This window comes from Dermatophilaceae bacterium Soc4.6 (assembly GCA_039889245.1).
In the GTDB taxonomy this organism is placed as follows: Bacteria; Actinomycetota; Actinomycetes; order Actinomycetales; family Dermatophilaceae; genus Lapillicoccus.
Window position 1 is genome coordinate 2,406,548 of the sequence record JAZGVH010000002.1, and the last position, 22,757, is coordinate 2,429,304.

Below are 22,757 nucleotides of genomic sequence, written 5' to 3' on the forward strand. Positions count from 1 at the left end.
ACGCGCCGTGGGCGTCGCCGGGGCCGCGCCCATCATCCGGAGCAGCGGCCAGCCACCGTCACGGGGTCGTCCTCCTGAGCCCTCCCCGAGAGGCGGACGGACGGCATACCGTCGTCGCATGTGTCGCAACATCCGCCCGCTGAACAACTTCGCGCCGCCGGCGACCACCGACGAGGTCCGCGCCGCCGCCGTGCAGTACGTCCGCAAGGTGGCGGGGGTGAACCAGAAGCCGTCGGCGGCCAACGAGGCCGCCTTCGCCGAGGCGGTCGAGCAGGTGGCGCAGGCGACCACGCACCTGCTGGAGCACCTGACGACGAGCGCGCCGCCGAAGAACCGCGAGGAGGAGGCGGTCAAGGCGAGAGCGCGGGCGGCGGTGCGCTACGGCCGCGAGCCCTGAGGCGACACCTCAGGAGAGCCCCAGCGGGGTCAGGCCCAGCACGTCGGCGTTGCCGACCCGCCCCACGACCGTGACCTCGGGGCGGGTCTTCCCCGCGTCGAGCCAGGGCAGATGGGCGCTCGAGAGCACCTGCAGCGGGCCGCTCGTCACGAGAGCGTCCGACCCGACCGACGCCTGGATCTCGATCATCGACCCGAGACTGCCCGGCTCACCCATGACCAGCAGCTCGCGCCCCTCGGCCAGCCCCTCGAGTGCTGGCGTCAACCACACCGACGCGACCCACGACCCCGTCGGGCTGGTGACCATCCCGGCCGGCTGCACGTCGGCCCCGGCCCGGCTGAGCTGGGCCACGGTGACGACCTCCGGCGCGAGGTGGCTGCCGTCGTCCGGCTCCTGACGCACCACCAGCACCGTGCCCGACCGCACGAAGGTCACCCCGACGAGGGTCAGCTGCCGGTCGACCTGCTCCGGCGCCTGCAACCCCCCGGTCGTCGTGAACCCCACCGACTGGGCGAGCAGCGGCACACCCGACGGCTGGTCGAGCACGGTCTGCCACTGCGCCACGCGCTCCTCCTGGTCGGGACCGAGGGAGGCCATGAGCACCTGCGCGTGGTCGGGAGCGTAGGGCGCGCCACCGGTCGCGGCATACAGGCGGCCGGCGGCATGCGCGAGCACCAGCAGGTGCGGCAGCGCCCCCGGGTTGGCCACGGCGTAGCGGTTGACGGCTGCGTCGACGTCGATCACCCGCTGGCCGGCAGGCACGGGCGTGGCGACGGACTCCAGGCCCGGCGCGGCGACGAGCACCGTCGCCGAGGTCACGGCCCGCGCGAGCAGCCAGCGCCCGTCGCCGATGGGGACGATCGGCAGCACGTGCGACGGACTGGGAGGCATCGCATCGGTGGACAGCGTCACCACACCGGTCGCGCCCTCGCGGTAGGTCGCGAGGTGGCTGCCGTCGGCCAGGGTCACGACCGCCGACCCCGGCGTGCGGTGAGCGTCGATGACGCAGACCGGCCCCACCGGGGGCGCGATCGGCACCGGCTGCGCCATCGCCCCACCCTCGTGCTGCCAGGAACCGAGCGCCCGCAGCAGCAGCACCCGGTCGGGCAGGGCCAGCCCCTGGGAGACGAAACCGCGGCACGTGCCCACGATCGGAACACCGTATGGAGCGCCGCCGGCGCCGCACCCGGCGAGGCCGGCGGCGGCCAGCCCCGCCGCCAGACCGGCCGCGAGACGCCGCAGCCGCGCGGGCACGGGGCGCACGGCTCTCGCGGGCGCGGGCGTCGTCGGCACCCCACCATCCTCCCCCGCCGGATGGCGTCGGCGCGCGGCATCCGGGATGCGCACCGCCGGGGTCGGTCCATCTAGGCTCCCGACGTGGAGACCCCTGGCGCGACCCCGCTCGCCGTGCGCCGCGAGATCCTGCGCCTGGCCGTGCCGGCCTTCCTCGCCCTCGTCGCCGAGCCGCTCTTCCTGCTGGCCGACTCGAGCATCGTCGGGCACCTCGGCACCGCCGAGCTCGCCGGGCTGGGGGTCGCGTCGTCCGTGCTGCTGACCGCCGCCGGGATCTTCGTCTTCCTCGCCTACGGCACGACGAGCGTCGTCGCCCGTCAGGTCGGTGCGGGGTCACCGCGCGGCGCGGTGGCTGCCGGCGTCGACGGCCTGTGGCTGGCCCTGCTGCTCGGGCTCGCGAGCGCCGTCGCCGTCGGGGCGGCGGCCCCCTGGTGGGTGGCCCGCTTCGGCGCCGACGTCGACGTCGCGGCCCAGGCGGCCACCTACCTGCGCGTCTCGGCGATGGGCCTGCCCGGCATGCTGGTCGTGCTCGCTGTGACGGGGGTGCTGCGCGGCCTGCAGGACACCCGGACTCCCCTGGTCGCCGCGGTGCTCGGCTTCGGCGCCAACATCGTGCTCAACCTCGTGCTGGTCTACGGGCTGGGGCTCGGCATCGCCGGCTCGGCCCTCGGCACGGTGATCGCCCAGACCGGCATGGCGGTCGCGCTCGTCGTCGTGGTGCTGCGAGCGGCCCGCCGGCTCGAGGCGCCCCTGCGCTTCCACCCGGGGCGGGTGCTGCGGGCCGCGGTCGGCGGGCTGCCGCTGCTGGTGCGCACGCTCGCGCTGCGCGCGTCGATCGTCGCGACGACGCTCATCGCGGCCCGCTACGGCTCGGAGTCCCTCGCGGCGCACCAGGTCGCGTTGACCGTATGGAGCTTCCTCGCCTTCGCCCTCGACGCCCTCGCCATCGCCGCGCAGGCGCTCACCGGCCGGGCTCTCGGGGCGGGTGACGTCGCCGGGGCTCGCGAGGCGGCCGCCACCATGGCCCGGTGGGGTGTCGGAGCCGGCGTCGTGACCGGCGCGGTCGTGCTGCTGCTCAGCCCGGTGATCGGGCGGGCCTTCAGCCCCGACCCGCGGGTGGTGTCGGCGGCGGCCGGGGCCTTCGTCGTGATCGCCGTCGCCCAGTGGCTCTCGGGCTACGTCTTCGTCGTCGACGGCGTGCTGATGGGGGCGGGTGACACCCTCTGGCTCGCGGTGGCGATGGTCACGGCCCTGGTCGTGTGGGCACCGTCGGTGCTGCTGCTGTCCCGGTCGGGAGCCGTGCTCCCCGGGGGCCTCGGGGCGCCGGTCGCGGGGCTGTGGGTGTGGTTCGGGGTCGGCTTCATGGCGCTGCGCGCGGTCGGGCTGTGGTGGCGCTTCCGAGGCGACGCGTGGGCGGTGACCGGGGCGCAGCGGTGAGGGTGCTGCCGGAGGGAGCCCACGGCATACGGTGGGATCGTGGCTCTCGACATCTTCGTGCCCTACTGGGGCGACCCGCAGCTCCTGCGTGAGACGGTGAGCAGCGTTCTGGCGCAACGCAACCCGGACTGGCTGCTCACTGTCGTCGACGACGCCTACCCCGACCCGTCCGTCGCCGCGTGGTTCGAGACCGTCGACGACGAGCGCGTGCGCTACGTGCGGCACGGGACCAACCTCGGCATCACCGACAACTACCGCAGCTGCGTGGCGCTCGCGACGGAGGAGGTCATGGTCTTCCTCGGGTGCGACGACCTGCTGCTGCCCGGCTACGTCGACGTCGTGCTGGCTGCGCACCGGCGCTTCCCCGGCGCCGCGGTGATCCAGCCCGGGGTGCAGGTCGTCGACGAGACGGGGCAGGTCGTGCGCACCCTCGCCGACGAGGTGAAGCAGCGGCTGGTGCGACCGCGCGCCGAGGCCGCCGTGGTGCTCGGCGGCGAGTCGCTCGTGACGTCGCTGCTGCACGGGGACTGGCTCTACTGGCCGTCGCTCGCGTTCCGCACCGCCGCACTGCGGGAGGTGGACTTCCGTGATGGTTTCCCGGTCACCCAAGACCTGGCCCTCGTCATCGACCTCGTGTGCCGCGGCGAGCAGCTGGTCTTCGAGCCCATGGTGTGCTTCCACTACCGCCGACACGGCGCGAGCGCGTCGTCGACGGCGCTGGTCGACGGCAGCCGATTCGCGGCGGAGCGGGCCTACTTCACCCTTGCGGCGCAGCAGTGTCTCGCGCTGGGGTGGAAGCGGGCCGCTCGCGCGGCGCGGTGGCGGGCGACGTCGCGCCTCCACGCGCTCACGCTGGTGCCGGGAGCGGCGGGTGCGCGGCGGTGGTCGGGGCTGGCGGTGCTGGGGCGGCACGCGCTCGGTGGCGCCTGAGCTCGGCAGCGGGGAGCTGGATGCGGGCCTGACGACACTGAGGCGCGAGTCGTCGGGCCTAGAAGCCGCCCTCGTGGTGTCGGGCCCGCCGGACAGCCTCGGTCACGTCGACCCCGTAGGACTCGCGTCCCGTCGACGCAAACGCGGCCAGCGTGTCCCCGGCACGCTCGAAGAGCCGCTCCGCCCCGACCGGGTTTCCGCGGGCCACGTGGGTGAGGGCCACGCAGACCTGAGCCAGCCCCTGCCACAGGTCCCGCTCGTACGTCGGTCCGGCCTTCCACCGTGCCTCGAGGACCTCGTGGGCCGCGAAGGGGCGGCCAGCAGCGAGGAGCTCTCTCGCCTTCTCGAGCGCCTCGTCCGGTGGCAGGGGCTCCTCCGACACCGGCTCGACCCCCTCGGCGCCATAGGGCAGCGGCCGGCCCAACGCGTCTCGAGGCCGTGCCTGGCGCGCACGGCCCTCGAGGTCTCGGTCCCGCTCTGATCCCGTCACGACCTCAGCCTCCCAGAAGGAGCCGCGACCGCGCTGGCTCCCGCCTGCGTCGCGGGTCGCGTCGACGCCCCCGGGGTAGATCATCGGGTGTGACGTCACCACCTCCACCTCCCCGACTCTCCCGCCGGTTCTACCTGCCCGCCGTCCTGCTCGCCGCGGCCGGGGTGGAGCGCATCGCCGCGGGCCTGCGGGGCCCCGCGTGGCTCCTCGGGCTCGGCGTCGTGCTCCTGCTCGCCGGGCTCACCCTGGCCGTCGTCGTCCACCGGGCCCGAGCCCGCGGTTGAGGCAGGTCAGGCGCGGTAGCTAGCGGCGGTTGTCGTCCCAGGCCTGGAACCCGGCAGCCCGGGCCGACGCCTCGTCGCGGAACCAGACCTCGGCGCCGACCCGCTCGTAGGAGGGCGACTGCGGGGTGTGGAACAGCATGGAGTCCGCGTTGCCCTTGATCTCCCAGCCCTGCGGGGCAAGGCCATCGTCGGTGGCCAGCGCCGAGCCCGCGCCGTACTCGGTCGTGCCCTCCGGGGTGTCGTCGGCGAGGTCGGCGGTCGGCGCCGGGTCGGGGTCCGTGTCACCGACGGTTGCTCCCTCGTCGTCGGCCACACCCTCAGTCTCGAGCGCCCGCGCCTCGGTCTCGGGCGCGGACTCCCCGGCCGGGGCGGTGTCGGTGGCGGGGACCTCGGCCTGGTCCTGCGACGGGCCGGCGTCGAGCGGGTCAGCGGAGTCGACGGCGGACGCCGAGGTCAGGCGCTCGGAGAGGGGAGCCGAGATGGTCGGCTCGTTCGGCGCGTCCGGGGCGGGAGCAGGCAGGGGCTCGGCGTTCGCCTCAGCCCAGTCGTCCCCACCGGCGGGCGTCACCGCTGCGGGGGCGGCGTTCGCTTCTGCCCAGTCGTCGCCGCTCGACGCAGGCTCGGGCTCGGGCTGGGGCTGGGGCTCGGGCTCGGCCGCCGGGGCGGCGTTTGCTTCCGCCCAGTCGTCACCACCGGACACAGGCTCGGGCTCGGCCGCAGGCGCGGCGTTCGCTTCTGCCCAGTCGTCGCCGCTCGAGACAGGCTCGGGCTCGGGCTCGGGCTTGGCCGCAGGCGCAGCATTCGCCTCCGCCCAGTCATCCCCACCCGACACAGGCTCAGGTGCGGGCGTGGCCCCGTCCTCGGCCGCAGGAGCAGAGTTCGCGTCGTCCCAGTCGTCCCCACCCGAGGTGGCAACCGGAGCAGCAGCCTCAGAGTTCGCGTCGTCCCAGTCGTCCCCACCCGAGGTGGCAACCGGAGCAGCAGCCTCAGAGTTCGCGTCGTCCCAGTCATCTCCACCCGACGTGGCAACCACGGGGGCCGGGGTCTCGTCCCAGTCATCCCCACTCGACGCCGGGGTCTCGTCCCAGTCATCCCCACCCGACGCTGGGGTCTCGTCCCAGTCGCCCCCGGTCGCCTCCGCCGCGGGCTCGGGCGCCTCCGCCGCTGAGGACGCCGCGGCCGCAGCCGCGGCCACACCGACCCCACCCGCGACCCCGGCTGCTGCAGCAGCCCCGGACACCGCAGCCGCTCCGACCGACGGGTCCGCGTCGGTCGCGCGCTCCTGAGCTCGCTCGCTCGACTCCGAGGCCCGGGCCGCACCGGCTCCGGCGGAGGCCCCACCCGTGGTGGGGGCGGAGCCACTCGGACCGGAGGTCGCGGCATACGGATCGGTGGTGGCCCGGGGGGCGCGACCCGTGGGGCCGGCCGCGCGCGAGCGCATGAGCAGGTAGACGGCCGCGGAGGCCACGACGACGAGCAGGAGGAACCAGAGCCAGGACGGCATCGGAGAGTGATCCTTTCGGGGACGGCGGCGGCGCTCTCGGTCGAGATGCACCGCCGGGCTGCACACACGCTAGCGGGCCGGGGCTCCGCATCAGGGACTGTGCTCCGTGGTGGTCGGCGACACAAGGGGGTAGACAGGACACAGGTGTCCAATCACCCTCGATCCCCCACCAGGAGACCCATGTCTGACCAGCCGATCACCCCGACCACCCCCTCCGACGACCTGACCGACGAGCAGCAACGCACGATGGACGGCGTCGAGCACTCGATCGACGACGCCAAAAAAGCCGAAGCCGACCTGCGCGCCATGGCTCCGGGAGCGATGACGCTGCCCGAGGACGAGCCCGTGCCCGACGCGCGCGATTCGGAGGCCTGAGCCGACCCCCCACCCGTGGGCCCTCCGGGCTCGGCCCGATCCGGCGACATCCGTTGCCTGTTGGCCTGGAACCGGCCCCGACCGGAGCAGTCTCAGAGGTCTCATGTCCACGGGCAGGTCCGTCGTCTGGCTGCTACCTCGGGCGGACGCCGTCGTGGTGTCACTCCTCGCGGTGACCGCCCAGGAGGGCACTCGGCACCCGCCAGGGCCAGGGTGTGTCCACCGCGACATCCGTCGCAGCCGGGGGCGGGTGGCGTGAAGTCGTCGCGTCGCGGAGTCAGTGGTCGTCCGTTGTACGGACATAGTCCTGGACCCGGGAATGGTCGGTCACGCGCCGGCTGGTGAGCGCGTCACTCCGCCCACTGAGACGCACCTCGACCGCGGCTCCGCTCGACCGCTCATAGCCGATGACGGTATGTAGCCGAACCGGCTTATCACGGTCGCAGGCGCCGCGAGGCTGGCCGTGTCGCGCATCGATGGGTGTGTCTCCTTCGCGGAACTATCAACGTTGGTCCGGGAGGAGTGCGTCGACAAGGGAGCGGAAGATGCGGTTTTCGTAGCGAGGGCCGGACCACACGTGGATCAGCACCATGAACTGGTAGAGCCCTTCGTACTCGCCATGACCGCCGGTCCCACCACCGTCACCGTCCTCCGCGGACTCCTGCTCGGCGTGATCCGGAAGCCCTCCTCATCCCCCTTCTGCTCGCCCGCCTGCTCGCCCTCGGCTGTGAGGGTCTGGCAGGACACACCTAGCCTTGAGTGTGGCCGACTCAGACTGGAATCCGTCCCGCGTTGTCGGAGACGGTGCCATAGCACCTCGGTCCACCGGAACACCGCCATTGCGGCGCAACGCCGCCCAACCGCAGGGGAGCGTCAGACGCTGGCATCAAGCCGAATGCGTTTAGGTGTCAATCCCGACCTTTCGAAACGCCTGCCGCGGTCCCGCCCGCGCGTGGCGCTCGGCCGTCTGAAGCCGAGCGCCACGTGGCTCAGGATGCGGACGACCAGCCGAAGATGTCCGTGTTCCCGAACGTCGTGGGCGGGTTTTGGCACGGGGACGGGCGGGATGTCGGAGTGCCGGCCAGGGACTGCCGGTAGAGGTCTACGGCCGGGCAGTCGGTCGCGTTGCGGACGTCGTTCCACACGGCGGCACCGTAGCCGTTCGACGCGACGGCGTAGTTGTAGTCACCGAGGAATTCGGCGGTCAGCGAGTTCGCGCTGGATCCGCGGGCGTCTCCGCTCTGTCCACGGTTGACCTCGGTGAGCGGTCCTGCTGCGGGTCCGCTGAGGACGACGCCTTCCATCGGACGCGGGTTGGCCGTGGTGGTCTGCCACGGCTGGTGCCACGCGTTGTACGTCAGGTAGACGGTTGAACCGTTGGGGGCGATGGCGACCGCCGGCTGGTTGGCTCGGTCGCCGGATGTGGACACCGGCTGTGCGAGGCTGTAGGTGGCTCCCCGGTCCCGTGAGTAGCTCAGGTACGCCTTCTCGTTGTTGAGACCGGCCCGGTTGTCCGACCACGCCAGCGCGATGGTATTCGGCGCGGCCAGACCGGTTGGGGCGCCGTTGGCGATGTCGATGCTGGGGAACACGTCGGTGCGCGATCCCGCGACGCCGTCGATGGTGAACCGCCCGGTGACGGGGTCGAGCTGGCCGATGCCTGCCGTGGTCGTGATGACCTGCGGGCGGGTGAAGGTGGCGCCCCCGTTGTCGGAAGTCTCTTGGTAAAACACGCCGCTACCCAGCTGCTGACTGTAACCGGACCACACGACGTAGATGCGTCCGGTGCTGTCAGTGCGGATCGCGCACCCTTGTCGGCCACCGGTCTGCGCGTTGTCGGTGGCCGCCGAGATCTGGCTGGTGCGCCAGGTGTCTCCGCCGTCCGTGGACCGGTGGAACATCACCGGCTCCGGCGCACCGCCCTTTCCGTTGCTGCGGAAGCTGACGTTGCACACGTACACGTTGCCGAAGTAGGGGCTGGTGGCCGCGTTGTCGGCCCACAGTTGTTCCTTGTCGCTGAACGTCGCGGAGCTCTGCCGGGTGACGATGACGGGGTCCAGCCAGGCGTTGGCATCGCCGGCCGCGGCAGCGGCCACGTTGTCGGTGCGGGAGACGGCGATCGCCCCAGAGCCTTTGAACGTCTGGTCATCGCGGGTGGAGCCGAAGTTGGTGGCGATGTTGGCGTAGTACAACCGCGAGCCGGCAGACCAAGAGAACGTGCCATCCACGCCACGCTTGGGCCCGAACGCCAGCTCCGGGTCACCGTTGGAGACAAGCCCGTTCTCAAAGTACTTCGGCAGAGTGCCGATCGGGCCCACGTGCGGAGTGCACGGCGCCGGCCCAAGGCAGTCACGGGCCGTCCAACCTTGGTAGGTCGGCTGGCTCCAGGTCTTACCGGAGTCGAAGGAGAAATAGATGCCGCTGACCCCGACTCCGGGCGTAAACGGGCACGTGTCGGGAGCGCCGGCGTTACAGCCCTCCATGTCGATCTCGTCGTTCGAGCCGGCGGCCAGCACGGTGGGACGGTTGGCGTCCAAGGCCAGGCCTGGCTCGTTCTGCTTATTCTGGGAGAAGGGGTAAGTCGGGCTGCCCACGTTGACCCGGGTACTGGTATCGGGCTCCGACGCCGCAAACGACACGCCCATCCCTGCCGGAACGGATACCACCAGGGCGACGGCCCCGGCGGTGAGAAGACGGTGCATACGCATGAGAGACCTCCACGGTGACATGACCCGCGGCTCCGGGTCGAAGCCCACGGCGATGCGCTTGCGTCCCACAAAGATGGGGCGTCCCGATCACCGTATGCCCAGCGACGCTTCGTGGAAAGAGGGTCCGAACCGCGAGTGCTACGAGGTCGACCTGTGGCCGACGCCGGGCCCAGGCAACCCGTCGACCCACGGCAACGAGGTGCTCGTTCCTCCAAGGTGCGCGCGCGCCGATCCCTGCACCGCGCCTGCCCCTGTAAGAATCCTTGCCTCATGCAGACGGCGGCGGTCGGGACGTCCCTTGGTGGTGAATCCGGTCTCGATCCGGCCGACATGGCCCCTGGACGTCACGTAGGCCGGCGGCGAAAGTGTGGAGCCGTTCCGAGACGCGGTGACCATGGCCTTCGCCGTGGAGGGGCTCGACGCCGAGGAAGACCGAGAGGTAGCAGTGACCGACGCCGACCGAGGCCGAACGAGGGCTCGGTGCAGGCGGTGATCCTGGAACCGGGATGGTGCGCCGTGGTTCACGTGGCCCTGGGGGAGTAAGAGTTCGTCGACGCCAGAATCTCCGGGCCAACCGCCGCGTCAGCGCGGCAGAACGACGTCGAAGGTCGACGTTGACGCGACGAGCAAGCCCTCGCTGGTCGGGCGTGCTCGTCCGACGGCTGTTAGGCAGGCTGGACCGACCAGCTTGGTGGCTCGTCGTCGCCTGAGTCCTCGTCGCGCTCCGCGTCGGCGGCCGTGGCATGGATCTTGCCAGACGCGTGGTGGACCGGCGCATAGACGGCGTAGAGCCGCAGGATCTCGTCACCGATGTTGGTGACGTTGTGCCAAGTACCGGCGGGCACGAAGATGGCCCAGCCGTCCTCGACCTCCCGGTCGAAGTCCAGTCGATCCTTCGTGCGGCCCATCTGGACGCGGCCCCGGCCCGCGTCGAGCCGGAGGAATTGGTCAGTCTCCGGGTGCACCTCAAGGCCGATTTCCTCACCCACGGGTATCGACATGAGTGTCAGCTGAAGGTACTTCCCGGACCAGGCGACGGCGCGATAGCTCGTGTTCTCGAGCGTCGCCTGCTCGAGGTCGAAGCTCTGAGGTTCGGGCCCGATGTCCTTGATGGTCACGCTTCTCTCCCGGTCAACGAAGGCAGCTCGCGTGCATGGTCGCGGTTTTGCGCCAGCCCACGTCAACACTCTCTCAGACCTTTGGCTTCTAGCCATGACTTGGCGTATGGCGGGGGTGACGTTGACGGTTGTCTACCGTGGAAGTTGACGCCGTCAGGCTAGGTCTGACCCTTTTGTGGGTATCAGGGGCAGTCGCAGCTCGAAGACAGCCCCCGCCTCCGCGCCCCCGGGAAGCAGTGCAAGCGTGCCCCCGTGGGCCTGGGCGATCTCCCGGCTGATTGCCAGGCCCAGCCCACTGCCACCGTTGTCGCGGGCCCGGGCGTGGTCGAGTCGAGTGAACCGGTCGAAGATCCGCATGCGGTCCTCCAGCGGCACACCGGGGCCGTCGTCGGTGACGTGCACGACCGCCCAGTCGCCGTCGCGGTGTAGCGACAATGACACGGTTGTGGTCGCATGGCGGGCCGCGTTGTCGGCGAGGTTGGTCACGACCTGCGCCAGTCTGGCGCCATCTCCGCTGACCCGCAGGGCCGGTAACGGCTGCACGTGGACTATCACCTGGGGGTGTCTGCGCAGCCGTTCGGCTTCTTCGTGGACCACGTCATCGAGGTCGACCTCCTCGTGAACCAAAGGGATTCGGCCATCAAGGCGGGCCAAGAGTAGTAGGTCCTCGACCAGGCGACGCATGCGCTCGAACTCGCCCTGGAGCTCGTGGCCGGTCTCCTGCCACAGGTCGAGGTCCTGTCGGGTAAGAGCCACCTCGAGGGAGGCCTGGATGTTGGCCAAGGGGCTGCGTAGCTCATGAGAGGCATCGGCGACAAATCGACGCTGGCGCCCCGCGGCGGCTGCTAGCCGGTCCAGCATCGAGTTCATGGTCTCGGCCAGGCGATGTACCTCATCGCGCGCAGTCGGCAGGGGCACCCGCTTGGACAGGTCGCCGCCGCCGATCGCGGCGACCCCGCGGCGTATGCGCTCGACCGGCGCCAACGCGCGGCCCACACCCAGCCAGGTCACCAGCGCGGTCAGCAGGAGGGCCGCCGGCAGGACGCGGAACAGTAGCGATCGCGCACTCTGGACGGCGTCGTCGACGGGGGCCAACGACACAGCCACGACGATCGTGCGGGACGCAGATGGGGGCCCGGTGATCTCCTGCAGGACGCGGAAGCGCTCACCGCCGCCAATCGGCAGTCCGGACAGCGTCCCGATCCGCGGGCCGCCTTGACCCGCGTTCGGCTGGACCAGCGCGCTCTCGCCCTGGATGTTGGCGCTGGCTGACAGGACTCGCCCGTTGCTGTCGAGCACCTGCGCCAGGCTGGCGTCGTCCTGGTTCGCGGGCAGCGCCGCAGGGAGGGTGCCGTTGCTCAGCGCCACGATATCTTGGGCGCGAGTCACTGCCGACGCGTCCACACCGGCGAGCAGATCGCGCTGCAGCAGCAGGACAAGCGCGACGCCGGCCAGCGCCAGGACTATCGCGACCGCGGCCGTGGTGGCCAGCGTGATACGTCCGCGAACGCCAGGTCGGCTCCACCTCATCGTTTCCGCCCGCTCAGGTGATAACCGACGCCCCGGACGGTGTCGATGCTCACGTCGTCCGACGACGCGAGTTTGCGTCGCAGGCGGCCGATGTAGACCTCCACGACGTTCGCGTCTCCCTCGAAGGCCTGGTCCCAGACGTGCTCGAGGATCTCGGTCTTACTCACCACATGGTCCACCCGGTGCACCAGATAGCTGAGCAGGCCCAGCTCCCGGGCGGTCAGGTGCAGCTCCTGCTCGCCCAGCCAGGCCCGGTGCCGCTCGGGCTCGACCCGCAGCGACCCGACCGTCAGCGAGACGTCCGGGCCGGCGCTGCTGCGGCGAAGCAGGGCCCGTAGCCGTGCCACCAGGACGACCGGGGAGAACGGCTTGGACACGAAGTCGTCAGCGCCGATGTCCAGGGCGTCTGCCTGGTCGTACTCGCCGTCCTTGGCGGTCAAGAACAGGATCGGTGTGTTGTTGCCGGCCGCTCGCAGATTCCGGCAGATGTCATAGCCGGACAGTCCTGGCAGCATCACGTCCAGGACGATGACGTCGAAGTCCTGCTCGCGGGCCGCCCAGTCGCCGTCGATGCCGTTGGCCGCCAGTACCACCTGGAAGCCCTCGGCCTCCAAGGTGCGACGCAGGGCTCTGGCCAGGGGGCGTTCGTCCTCCACCACCAGGACCCGCACCGTCGTCTCTCTTCCGTTGGCTTGCTGGACGTCATAGTAAACGCCCGGGGACAGGTCTGTGGGCGGCCGAGGAACAGCTCGGCCGCCCACAGTTCAGTTCTCGTTACTCGTTGCCCTCGAACTGGTGGTCCACATTGCTACCGGCAGCGTCCGCGTGCCCGCCCGGACCATCCGCGACGCCGGTCTCGCTGCCGGCCTTCTCAGCCGACGCCCCGGTGTCGGGGGTGCTCTGGTCACCCTGCTGGACGTCGACTCCCGCAGCGTCCGCGTGCCCGCCGGGACCATCCGCGACGCCGGTCTCGCTGCCGGCCGTCTCGGCCGCCGCCCCGGTGTCGGGGGTGTCGGGGTTGCCCTGCTGGACGTTGCTGCTCTGGGTGGTGGCGACCGGGGCGGTACCGGCCGCGTGGGCCGCTCCGCTTCCGGCCAGAGCCGCAATCCCGAGGGCGGTGGCTGCGGCGCCGCCGATGACGATCTTCTTGATGTTCATGGGGTCTTCCATTTCTCTGGGGATCGTGCGAACAACCCCACTGTGCGGTCCCACCCCTGATCGGAACCTGACCACACCTGACGATCCATTCAGGCTTGCCCACAGCGCCCATCCCACGCGCACCCCGAGGCGCGGTCGCGGCCTGATCCACCTCGAGGGTGCCGCTGGACCGACACGGACAGCGCGACCGACGACCGGAGGGCGTAGGAGTGTCCTCACCCGACGCCGGAGCTACCAACCTCGCGTCTGGCCCTCAATGACGCGCCCCCACACTCGAAGCGCCCACCCTCCACGGGTTGAAGCGGATGATGCAGTCAGGCTCAGTTGCCCTAGGGTTGGCTCTGGCCGCAGGTGTCGCTGTACTTGCGTCGACCGATGCACCAGTGCGGAGCAACGCGCACCGCACCCTGCGTCCTACCGCCGCGAGCGGACGTCTGCGGGAGGGGCTAGCGTCGATGCGGTCCAAGTACCCGGCCGCGACAGCGGCGGGCGGGGTTCGGGCCGCTGTCAGGTCGCCGCGAGAGGTGGCCCCCATGTCCGCACCAACAACCGCCCTGCCCTACCAACCGTCCACGATGTCCACCGCGCAGCTGGCCGCGGCGTCCTACCTGGCCCGCTATGTCGGGCGAACCTACGCCCTGTACGCCTACCAGCTGCAGCAGTGGTTCACCTAGTGCGAGACAAGCGGGCTGGACCCGTTGGTCGGGATCCAACGCGCCCACGTCGAGCTATACATCCGCCAGCTCGGCGAGCGACCGCTGATGGACTCCTCGGTCAACACGATGATGCACGCCGTCCGCGGCTACTTCCGTCTCGCCCACATCGACGGCCTCATCAGCTCCGACCCGGCCGTGCAGGCCCGGCTGCCGAAGATCCACCGTGACGAGTCCCGTACCCAGGGGCTGGACCGGCTTGAGCTGATCCGCTTCCTCCAGGTTGCCCAGACCCTCACGGTCCACCGCGGAGCGCTCGCCTACCTGCTCGGCATCAACGCCCTCCGCGCGTCGGAGGCAGCCGCGGTGCGGATCGAGGACTACGCCGACACCCTGCGCGGCTACCGCGTGCTGCACCTGGTCGGCGAGGGGAACAAGCCGGCCACGATGCCCGTCACGGTCCCGGTCCTGCGCGTTCTCAAGGCGTGCCGCGGACAGCGCACCAGCGGGCCGCTGGTGCTGTGGCCGGTCTCGGGCAACCGGGTCGACCGGCGCGACGTCTACCGGATGGTCACCCGGATCGCCACCGCCGCGGGCCTCCCGCGGCACATCAGCCCGCACTCGCTGCGGCACGCCGCGATCCCCAACGCCCTCGACGCTGGCGTCCCGCTGCGCGACGCCCAGATCCTGGCCCGGCACGCCGACCCCGGACCACCGAGCACTACGACCGCGCCCGCGGCAACCTCGACCGCCACGGCGTCCACTTCCTCACCGCCGACGTCGCAGGCGTCTGAAGGTATGTTCCGCAACAGCGTCCGTTCCGCCCAATAGACGCGGGCAGTGGATATCTAGTCGGGTAAGCCGGTTTGTGGCGCCCTTTCACGACCGAGCCTTCTGGCAGGGTCGATCGTGAGGGACCCCTGCAGTGCGCCGAGCGGTCCGACCACGGCCCTCGACACCGGCGACCCCCTGCGCGACGCCCAAATCCTCGGCCGCCACGCCCACCCGCGCGCCACCGAGCACTGCGACCGCCCCGGCGGCAACCTCGGCCGATACGACCTATTCTTACCGCCGACGTCGGCAGCTGCCTGACCGTGCCCTCCACACAGCGCCGGTTACCCCCACATATGGGCGGTCCGATCGCCTGATCCGCGACACCAACCGTCGCGGCCTCGACGCCGTTCTCGACGTCACCGACGTCACCACCAAGCTCGCCAGCGAGTGCACTCGCGTCCTGGGACAATTTCACGCTGCCCCAGTGTCCTGTTCGGCCACGCCGGACGTTCGGACGATCGCGGTGGGGTTGTAGCTCCGACAACGCTCTTCAGTCGAGCGCCACGGCTACGCACGCGGTCTGATAGACCACGGCTCCGGTACTGTCCGTGACCTGCCAACGCAGGTGGTATGTCGTTCGAGGCAAGCCCTCCACCGCAGCGGGAAGGAACGTCGTGGCGCCGTGCGCAATGCCGGCGGCGTTGGCCGTCATCGTCGCCGTACCCGGGATGGGGACCACAAGGTCTGTGCAGCCGGGGTTGCTGTAGGCGTAGAGGTTCATCACATACGTCTGTCCCGGCCGGACCTTACTCAGCAAATATCGCTCCTGAGCGTAGATGCGTGGGCCTTGCGTGTGGATGTCGATGACAGACCCGTGCGCCGACCCGTCCACCACTGACGTCAACGTGTACCGGGTGGTGTGAAAGACCTGGTCGGCTTGCGCCGTTGCCGACCCCCCCAGGACCAGCGGAGCGGCAGACAGCACGACCACTGACCGACCCCAATGCTTGCGGAGCATGTAGACCTCCACGAGGTGTCTCGAGCAGGGTTTGCCGCGAGTACGCCCGACTAAACTCCTGATCGTCCGCCGGCGCAAGGCCTCCCGTTGAGGTATCGGAAAATCTGTGTGGGGGTCGGCAATTCCCGTTCGAGAACCGGTCGCGCGTCGGTGTGTGCCGGGCGGCCCGAGTAGGGCCCGGTTGAGGCGACGTCGGCCCTGGAGCTCGCGCCGACAGTGGGTCTACCAAAGGGCAGGCATACGTGCTACCACACCGCGTGGAGGCGCTCACCGCACTCGGACGTGGCGAGGAGGCCACGCGGGATGCAGCGGGGCCCTTACGACCGCTACGCGGAATGGTCACCGGGGCTGGACCGGCGCTGCGTGGCGGGCCGTGCGCTTGGCCGCTCAGCAGCGCGGTGAGCGCGACGAGTCGCTGCATGCGTTTTGCCGCTCGCTGGAAGTCTCGGAGCACCTGGGACTGTTCGCCTTCGGGGCCGGGCTCGTGTTGCCCTGGTAGGTCAGCGCTGATGGCGTCATTCCCTTTGACGCGTCTCAGTGCGTGCCGTGGGGGCTCTGGCCACACATGCTGCGCAGCAGTAGCGCGTCGGGGCGGCGCCCTTGGGCGCGCGTAGCTCTGCTCCTAGACCGAGTCGGCGGGTCTCCTTCTCGAGGGCGGTGCGGATGTGATCTGCTGTGCCGCGTAGTCGGATCATGTCTACCGACGGGACCGATGTTCGGGCGTTGGCAGGCTGGTTGCCTCCCGCCCAGGAGCACTTGGAGAGGTCGCTGGCCGGCCACGTGGAGCGGGTCGAGGGCCGTGACCCTCGCACGCTGCGCCCGTCGGTGGCCGCGTTCAGGGACCCGATCGACAGCGACCCCGTCGTGGGAATGCTGGTCCACCGGATGATCGAGCAGGTACCGGCGACCCGGACGTACACCAAGCGGCATGTGCGCGACGTCGAGCACTTGCTGGCGCTGGTCGACGGGGTCCTGGACCTCGCCCCCGAGTACGACGACGAGAACGTTACCTTGCCGATGGGTGCGGTCCTGGACTGGACCATGGGTACCCCGGCGGGGAAGCCGCCTACCGGGATAGCCGCATCAACGGCGCGCTGAAGGCGATCCTGCGGGAGTGGTGCAAGTTCTTGAACACGCCCGCCTCGCTGTACGTGCTCAACGACTCGCCACAGGGGTGGAAGAGCGCGAAGGCCCGCACGGACGTCGCGATGGAGCAGTTCCAGCACGACCCGACCCACGAGCACTGGGGCTTCACCTCCTGGAACGACTTCTTCACCCGCCGCTTCGTCGACGGTGCCCGCCCGGTCGCCGCACCGGACGACGACGCGGTCATCGTCAGCGCCTGCGAGTCCACCCCCTGCGGCCTGCGGACCGACGTGAGCCTGCACGACCGGTTCTGGCTCAAGGGCCAGCCCTACTCCCTGCATGACATGCTCGACCACGACGAAGCGGCGGCCGAGTTCGCCGGCGGCACCGTCTACCAGGCCTTCCTCAGTGCCACGAACTACCACCGGTGGCACAGCCCCGTCGCGGGCACCGTGGTCCGCGCCCGAGTCGTCGACGGCACCTACTACTCCGAAGCCGACACCGTCGGCCAAGGCGAGACGGAGTCCCCTAACTCCCAGTCCTACCTTGCCCACGTCGCGACCCGGGCCATCGTGCTCCTCCAGGCCGACAACCCGGCCATCGGGCTCATGGCGTTCATCGCCGTGGGGATGTCGGACGTCTCGTCCTACATCATCGACGTGCAAACCGGCCAGCACCTCGACAAGGGCGACGAGCTGAGCTACTTCCAGTTCGGCGGCTCCACCCACTGCCTCGTGTTCCGGCCCGGGGTCATCACCGACGTGAGACTCCAAGCGGTCCCGCTCCCCGGTGACCCCAAGGCCCCACTCGTCCTCCTCCACTCCCCCATCGCCACCGCCACCCGGGCCTGACACTCGACACGGGGCGCGATCGGTCGGGGCGGCGAACTGCACTTCGCAGTTCACCACGGTCACCGCAGGGGTTGCCGACCCAGGGTGGAATGGCGTCGTCGTCCTGCGAGCAGGAAGAAGGTCGCCGTCCCTGAGGTCAGAAGGTCGAGAGGGCGCGGCGAGCATGGCCCTTCAGCCCATCACCACGACCCCGTGCGTCCCGAACACGACGTGCAGGCTAAAGGCCCGGAGCAGGCCCACAATGGCAACGATCATGACCGCCGATCTGGCTGTCACCCATGGTGTCGAAGACAAACGAGCGCTGCACGATGAGCCCGCGGTCTCTTAAGACGACCTTGCCGGAGCTGGTCTCGACCACGAACGGCTGGCCGGCCCCGCGGGTGTTGAACGTGGCGATGTCACCGGTCATCCTGGCCTGAGACTCCTTGAAGATCCCGTTGCCTGTGACGACGAACCGCTTTCCGTTGGCGCCCCGCACATCGGTCTGCGAGATCCCGTGTCGGCAGGGGCGCCACCGGCCTCCAGCCGGGTGTACCCGAACCGATAGTCGGGTGCATGGCACCGGGCCAGCTTCCTGCCGTTCGCGCAGGTCCGCACCCCGTTGTTAGACCCGGCGTCGGCCGGCCGCAGAGGGAACGTCGCCTCCTACTAGTTGGCTCACCGAATGAAGGCTGCTGAACCCGGCGTTTCTCAGGCCGTCGGCGGCATGGACAACCGCGAGGGGTTCGCCGCCCCCAGATGGTAGGCACCAGACATCGACGGACGGCGCGCGCGCTACCAACCCGTCACCACCTGACGTCCCCGCAACCGTCGCCGAGCTGCCGTCGCCGTCGCCGTCGGTTCACGCAGCAAGATCCCGACGTCTGGCGTAGGTTCGGTTTTGTCCGATCCGTCATCGTCGGCCGCCGCCGCAGTCGGAATCCCCTACCAGGGGGTTCTTGCAACGCTGTCCGCGCCGGCTGGCGACCCTTGTTGGAGGTTTGATGAGACGCACCACGCTGACAGTTTTGGCTGCCGTTGCGGCCCCGGCCCTGATGCTGGCTGGAGGTGTGACCGCCTCAGCCCAGCCGTCGACGACCGGGACGGCTCACTCGATGCGCACCTGCGCGAAGCCAGCGGCGGGCAGCGCAGCATGCCACGCACTGGTCCGCGTCGACGCCACGGGGAAGCCTCAGGTGACCGCCACCCCGGCAGGGTTAGGCCCAGCAGACATCCAATCGGCGTATCGTCTCGCCAGCACGTCGACGCCGACCGTGGCGATCGTGGACGCCTACAACGACCCGACGGCCGAGGCCGACCTCGGTGTGTACCGCACCCAGTACGGTCTCGCGGCGTGCACGACCGCGAACGGCTGCTTCCGGAAGGTGAGCCAGACCGGCTCGACTACATCCTTGCCGCGCACCAACGCCGGCTGGGCGACGGAGATCAGCCTCGACCTTGACATGGTCTCGGCCGCCTGCCCTTCGTGCAAGATCCTCCTTGTCGAGGCCAGTTCGGCCAGCTTCAGCGACCTTGGTCTGGCCGTGAACTACGCCGCGACCCAAGGCGTGGCCGCTATCAGCAACAGCTACGGCGGCTCGGACTCAGCCGGCACCCCGGCATACGACCACCCCGGTATCGCGGTGACCGCCTCGACCGGTGACGCCGGCTACGGCATCGAGTCCCCCGCGTCGTTCGGCTCCGTCGTGGCCGTGGGCGGCACCAGCCTGAAGAGGTCGAGCACCGCCCGGGGCTGGACCGAGACCGCGTGGAGCGGCGCCGGGAGCGGCTGCTCGACGATCAACGCCAAGCCCGCGTGGCAGACGCCCGCCACCCAGTGCTCCGGCAAAGCCAACGCCGACGTCTCGGCCGTCGCCGACCCCAACACGGGCGTCGCGGTCTACGACTCGACCTCCTACCAGGGCCGGAAGGGCTGGCAGGTCTATGGCGGGACGAGCGCATCCTCGCCCATCATCGCCAGCGTCTACGCCCTCGCCGGCAACCTGTCCGGTTACCCCGCCGCGTATACGTGGAGCCACACCGGAGGCCTCAACGACGTGACCAGCGGCTCCAACGGCACCTGCCCGACGCCGGTGTGGTGCACCAGCGGCACGGGCTGGGACGGTCCGACCGGTCTCGGCACACCAGCGGGCCTGCTCTCGTTCTGACCCGAGATGGGTGCCGTATCGCACCTGGCTATCTGACCCGCCTAACCACGCCTGACCACGGTGTCCCCCTCTTTCGCACCCGCCGGAAGAGGGGGACACCCGCGTCTGGTCGGGCCAGGCTTCTGCGCGCTCGAACCGGCTCGCCGCGCCCACCTCGACCTACCTCCAGGGCCCCGGCAACGTCGCGCTTCGGCAGGTCAGCCCGGGTAGGGCGAGTAGGGCGGGGTGTTGGGCTTGATGTCGGGTGGCGGCGATGTGGAGGATGAATCCTGTGGGCGTGCGGGCATCCCGGAGGACGCGGGGACCAGGATCAGGTAGCCGCTGGTAATTTGGGACGAGGACAAGATGCGGTGGATCTCCGGAAGCGCAGGTCGCGCAGGTCGCCACATTCACCGCGGTTACGTCCGCCCCGAAGGAGGTGCGCTGCCGGCTGGTGGTGGGCCGTCTCCGGCACCTCAACGTCCGCGACAGCCGCTGGTGCCTACCAGGCAAGGGGGAGCTGTTCAGCAGCTGGCGTCATCACGGTTCGTCTCCAACCCCTCCCTGACCGCGATCGCGGCGGACGAGACCCGCCCGTCCACACGTAACCACGCGCACGCCGACCCCCCGTCGACCCGGTGGGGTTTGAGCTCGAAGGCCTTCCAGATCCGCCCGATCGTCGTCTTGGACAGCCCGGACCGTTGGGCCATCGAGGCCCGCGACCAGTGCGTGGCGTTCGTCGGGATCGACTCCAACGTCGCGACCACGATCTCCTCCACCTGATCGACGCAGATCGAGGGTGGTCGACCCGGTCGCGGCTCGTCGACCAGCCCGTCCAGACGCTCCACAACGAAACGACGACGCCACTTGCGAATTTCCGGTGCAGGACACTAGCGGTGGTCCACCGTCTGGTAGAGCGCCAGGGACAGGCGTGCCTGGTCGGGGCTGTTCAAGGTAAGCAGGACGCCGGCTACGACCTGGTCGTCCGGCTCGAGGGTCAGGGTCCGCATCGTTCCGCTGGCGGGCAGGAGAGTGTCACCGCGTTGGTCGCGCACGGGTAGGTCCAGGACCACCGTGCCGCCCTCGTCAAGGCGCCGGGCGTCTTCTGGACGAAAGCGTAGGCACGCCCCGGTGATGGACAGGTCGAGCAGGGTCGCGGTGACCTGCTCTCCACCGACGCTCACCGCGACCTGTAGGTCCTCGGTAGGGAAGCGCCACGCGGAGCGGCGGTTGCTCGCGAAGTCCATCCGGGTGATCCGGCGCCGGGCGGCCACCAGGAATGCGGCGTTGATCACGAGCCAGACGGCGGCCGCGTGCTCGACCCAGCCGGCGGGGCGATGCAGCGGCACCCAGCCCTTCAGGATCAGGAGGTACCAGAGAAGGCCGATCGCGCTCAGGGTGATCAGCGCGGTCAGGGTCACCGGCGTACCGGCCCGCCGACGGTCGTCGCGCGCGCCCTTGGGCGTCACGGCGAACCCGGCCGGCCCCCGCGTGAACAGGGACATCGTGGCGGCCAAGGTGGCGGGCAGCCGCACGAACTCGAAGAAGATCGCTTGCAGTTGCGGTGCACGGCCCCGGCTGAGGGCGGTCAGGGCCAGGCGTTGGGCGAAGAACGCGCCGCCGAACGCCACCAGGAAGGCCCGCCAGTTGGCGGCGATGGGCGTGCCGCCGGAGATCACGGTGGCGATGGGCAGGACCACCATGCCGACTGTGCGCCAGGAGTCGAACCAGCCCAACAGGGTGGACAAGAAGGACACGCGCTGGTGCAGGGACAGCCCCGGGCCGGTCAAGGGGTTGTCGCGCCGCAGCACCTGCATGGCGCCCGCCCCCCAACGGCGTCGTTGGATGAAGAAGGCCTCGGGGCCGTCGGCGGCCAGGCCGCGGGCCAGGACCTCGTTATGGTGCACGCTCCGCCACCCGTGCCGGTGCAGCCGCAATGTGGTCTGGATGTCCTCGGTGACGCTGTCGGTGGCGACGCCGCCGACGGATCGAAGCGCCTCCACCCGGACGATGGCGCCCGTGCCGCACCAGAACGCGGCCTGCCAGCGGTTCCGGCCGGCCAGGATCGCCCGGTAGAACATCTCCTGGTCCTGGAACAGGCCGCCGTCGGGCTTACGGACATGCTCGAAGGACGAGTCGTTGTAAAACTCCTGCGGCGTCTGGACGATTGCCGTGCGGCTGTCGGCAAAGTAGGGCACCAGGGCCTCCAGGAAGCGGTCGGTGACCACGTGGTCGGCGTCGACGACCGCGACCAGGTCGGCGCGCACCTCGTCGAGGGCCTCGTTGAGGTTGCCGGCCTTGGCGTGCGCGCCGTGGTGGCGGCAGCGGTACCGGGCGCCGAGCTCAGCGGCCAGGTCCCGTAGCCAAGGGCGGTCCCCGTCGTCCAGGACCCACGTCTCGTGCGGGTGCCGGGTGGCCACCGCCGCGGCAATGGTGGGCAGAAGGATGGAGCGGGGCTCGTTGTAGGTCGGGATGAGCAGCGCGACCCGCAGGTCGGAGGCGTCCCGCTGGTGCTCCCGGGGGATGTTGCCCAGGTCGGGACGGGCGTCGACGTCCCACAGGTCATGGGTGAAGAGGACCAGGCTGAGGAAGGCGTGCACCTCCAGCACCAGGAGCGGCACGGCCAGATACCAGGTGGCACCGGCCATGGTGGCCAGGACACGCCAGGTCAGGTAGAGGACTGACACGGCGATGGCGGCACAGGCCACCGTGCGGACGGCCAGGCGCCGCCCGTGGGACTCCGGCGTGGGAACCGTGTCGGAGACCGGGCGCGCCAGCTCCAACCGGGGGCCCGAGGCCCGACCGACCTGGTGCGACACGGATACCGAGGTGAGCACAACAGACCGCGCTGGGGTGGTGAAGGTCATGACGCGGTAATCGGCCACGCCCCGGCAATTTGCAGAAGTTCTCGTGGGCTGGGATCCATGTCGGGCGTCCTGTCGCCGCCCGCCCGACGCGTGATCCCCGGATAGGGATGTGGCGCCGATTGGCCATGATCAACGTCTGGCACTGCCGACGTGGTCAT

The 22,757-nt window shown here is 70.3% G+C and carries 20 protein-coding genes and 2 pseudogenes; 10 read left to right on the forward strand and 12 right to left on the reverse strand.

Going from position 1 to position 22,757, the window contains the following annotated elements; genetic code table 11:
• Positions 1–118: 118 nt before the first annotated feature.
• The gene (locus tag V3N99_11125; protein ID MEO3937298.1) at positions 119–397 is read left to right on the forward strand and encodes a DUF2277 domain-containing protein; all 279 of its coding nucleotides are present in this window, start codon (positions 119–121) and stop codon (positions 395–397) included.
• A 9-nt stretch (positions 398–406) separates the two neighbouring features.
• Here the strand turns inward: V3N99_11125 and V3N99_11130 are convergent, their stop codons facing one another.
• Positions 407–1,690, reverse strand: a complete 1,284-nt coding sequence (locus V3N99_11130) for a hypothetical protein (protein MEO3937299.1) — start codon at positions 1,688–1,690, stop codon at positions 407–409.
• Positions 1,691–1,774: 84 nt separating this feature from the next.
• On the opposite strand from V3N99_11130, the gene V3N99_11135 reads away from it, so the two are divergent.
• Positions 1,775–3,127 carry an MATE family efflux transporter gene (locus tag V3N99_11135; GenBank protein ID MEO3937300.1) on the forward strand — a complete coding sequence of 451 codons (1,353 nt, stop codon included), beginning with the start codon at positions 1,775–1,777 and terminating at the stop codon, positions 3,125–3,127.
• A gap of 39 nt (positions 3,128–3,166) precedes the next feature.
• Complete coding sequence (locus V3N99_11140) at positions 3,167–4,057, forward strand: glycosyltransferase (protein ID MEO3937301.1); 891 nt, start codon at positions 3,167–3,169, stop codon at positions 4,055–4,057.
• 58 nt (positions 4,058–4,115) lie between these two features.
• On the opposite strand, the gene V3N99_11145 is transcribed toward V3N99_11140, so the two are convergent.
• On the reverse strand, positions 4,116–4,646 hold the full coding sequence (locus V3N99_11145) for a DUF309 domain-containing protein (GenBank protein MEO3937302.1): 531 nt from the start codon (positions 4,644–4,646) through the stop codon (positions 4,116–4,118).
• Here V3N99_11145 and V3N99_11150 point away from each other — a divergent pair.
• Positions 4,637–4,831 (forward strand): hypothetical protein, encoded by a 195-nt coding sequence (locus V3N99_11150; protein ID MEO3937303.1) that lies wholly within the window; start codon positions 4,637–4,639, stop codon positions 4,829–4,831. The two genes, V3N99_11145 and V3N99_11150, sit on opposite strands and share 10 nt — an antisense overlap.
• Before the next feature lie 19 nt (positions 4,832–4,850).
• On the opposite strand, the gene V3N99_11155 is transcribed toward V3N99_11150, so the two are convergent.
• A complete protein-coding gene (locus V3N99_11155; protein ID MEO3937304.1) occupies positions 4,851–6,335 on the reverse strand; it encodes a hypothetical protein in 1,485 nt (494 codons plus the stop codon).
• 180 nt (positions 6,336–6,515) lie between these two features.
• Between V3N99_11155 and V3N99_11160 the strand changes: the two genes are divergently transcribed.
• Entirely contained in the window at positions 6,516–6,710 is a 195-nt protein-coding gene (locus V3N99_11160) for a hypothetical protein (protein ID MEO3937305.1), read from the forward strand.
• A gap of 989 nt (positions 6,711–7,699) precedes the next feature.
• Here V3N99_11160 and V3N99_11165 read toward each other — a convergent pair.
• The 5 genes from V3N99_11165 to V3N99_11185 form a co-directional block, all read right to left on the reverse strand.
• Positions 7,700–9,418: a sialidase family protein gene (locus V3N99_11165; GenBank protein MEO3937306.1), complete on the reverse strand. Its 1,719-nt coding sequence runs from the start codon at positions 9,416–9,418 to the stop codon at positions 7,700–7,702.
• Positions 9,419–10,083: 665 nt separating this feature from the next.
• On the reverse strand, positions 10,084–10,536 hold the full coding sequence (locus V3N99_11170; GenBank protein MEO3937307.1) for a cupin domain-containing protein: 453 nt from the start codon (positions 10,534–10,536) through the stop codon (positions 10,084–10,086).
• A 153-nt stretch (positions 10,537–10,689) separates the two neighbouring features.
• Entirely contained in the window at positions 10,690–12,066 is a 1,377-nt protein-coding gene (locus V3N99_11175) for a HAMP domain-containing sensor histidine kinase (GenBank protein ID MEO3937308.1), read from the reverse strand.
• Positions 12,063–12,737, reverse strand: a complete 675-nt coding sequence (locus tag V3N99_11180) for a response regulator transcription factor (GenBank protein MEO3937309.1) — start codon at positions 12,735–12,737, stop codon at positions 12,063–12,065. The genes V3N99_11175 and V3N99_11180 overlap by 4 nt, the downstream gene beginning before the upstream one ends.
• Before the next feature lie 103 nt (positions 12,738–12,840).
• The gene (locus V3N99_11185; GenBank protein MEO3937310.1) at positions 12,841–13,224 is read right to left on the reverse strand and encodes a hypothetical protein; all 384 of its coding nucleotides are present in this window, start codon (positions 13,222–13,224) and stop codon (positions 12,841–12,843) included.
• A gap of 533 nt (positions 13,225–13,757) precedes the next feature.
• Here V3N99_11185 and V3N99_11190 point away from each other — a divergent pair.
• Complete coding sequence (locus V3N99_11190; GenBank protein ID MEO3937311.1) at positions 13,758–13,898, forward strand: hypothetical protein; 141 nt, start codon at positions 13,758–13,760, stop codon at positions 13,896–13,898.
• A gap of 24 nt (positions 13,899–13,922) precedes the next feature.
• Complete coding sequence (locus tag V3N99_11195; protein MEO3937312.1) at positions 13,923–14,708, forward strand: tyrosine-type recombinase/integrase; 786 nt, start codon at positions 13,923–13,925, stop codon at positions 14,706–14,708.
• 493 nt (positions 14,709–15,201) lie between these two features.
• On the opposite strand, the gene V3N99_11200 is transcribed toward V3N99_11195, so the two are convergent.
• Entirely contained in the window at positions 15,202–15,681 is a 480-nt protein-coding gene (locus tag V3N99_11200; GenBank protein ID MEO3937313.1) for a hypothetical protein, read from the reverse strand.
• 858 nt (positions 15,682–16,539) lie between these two features.
• On the opposite strand from V3N99_11200, the pseudogene V3N99_11205 reads away from it, so the two are divergent.
• Together V3N99_11205 and V3N99_11210 are read left to right on the forward strand one after the other, a co-directional pair.
• Positions 16,540–16,811, forward strand: a pseudogene (locus V3N99_11205) (phophatidylserine decarboxylase associated domain-containing protein).
• Between the two features lie 66 nt (positions 16,812–16,877).
• Positions 16,878–17,606, forward strand: coding sequence for a phosphatidylserine decarboxylase (locus V3N99_11210; GenBank protein ID MEO3937314.1), 729 nt, complete (start codon positions 16,878–16,880; stop codon positions 17,604–17,606).
• A 217-nt stretch (positions 17,607–17,823) separates the two neighbouring features.
• Here V3N99_11210 and V3N99_11215 read toward each other — a convergent pair whose 3' ends face one another.
• Positions 17,824–18,015: a hypothetical protein gene (locus tag V3N99_11215; GenBank protein ID MEO3937315.1), complete on the reverse strand. Its 192-nt coding sequence runs from the start codon at positions 18,013–18,015 to the stop codon at positions 17,824–17,826.
• Positions 18,016–18,868: 853 nt separating this feature from the next.
• Here V3N99_11215 and V3N99_11220 point away from each other — a divergent pair.
• Positions 18,869–19,753, forward strand: a complete 885-nt coding sequence (locus V3N99_11220) for a hypothetical protein (protein MEO3937316.1) — start codon at positions 18,869–18,871, stop codon at positions 19,751–19,753.
• Positions 19,754–20,361: 608 nt separating this feature from the next.
• On the opposite strand, the pseudogene V3N99_11225 reads toward V3N99_11220, so the two are convergent.
• A pseudogene (locus V3N99_11225) lies at positions 20,362–20,607 on the reverse strand (helix-turn-helix domain-containing protein).
• 15 nt (positions 20,608–20,622) lie between these two features.
• Positions 20,623–22,599 carry a glycosyltransferase gene (locus tag V3N99_11230; protein ID MEO3937317.1) on the reverse strand — a complete coding sequence of 659 codons (1,977 nt, stop codon included), beginning with the start codon at positions 22,597–22,599 and terminating at the stop codon, positions 20,623–20,625.
• Positions 22,600–22,757: the final 158 nt, after the last annotated feature.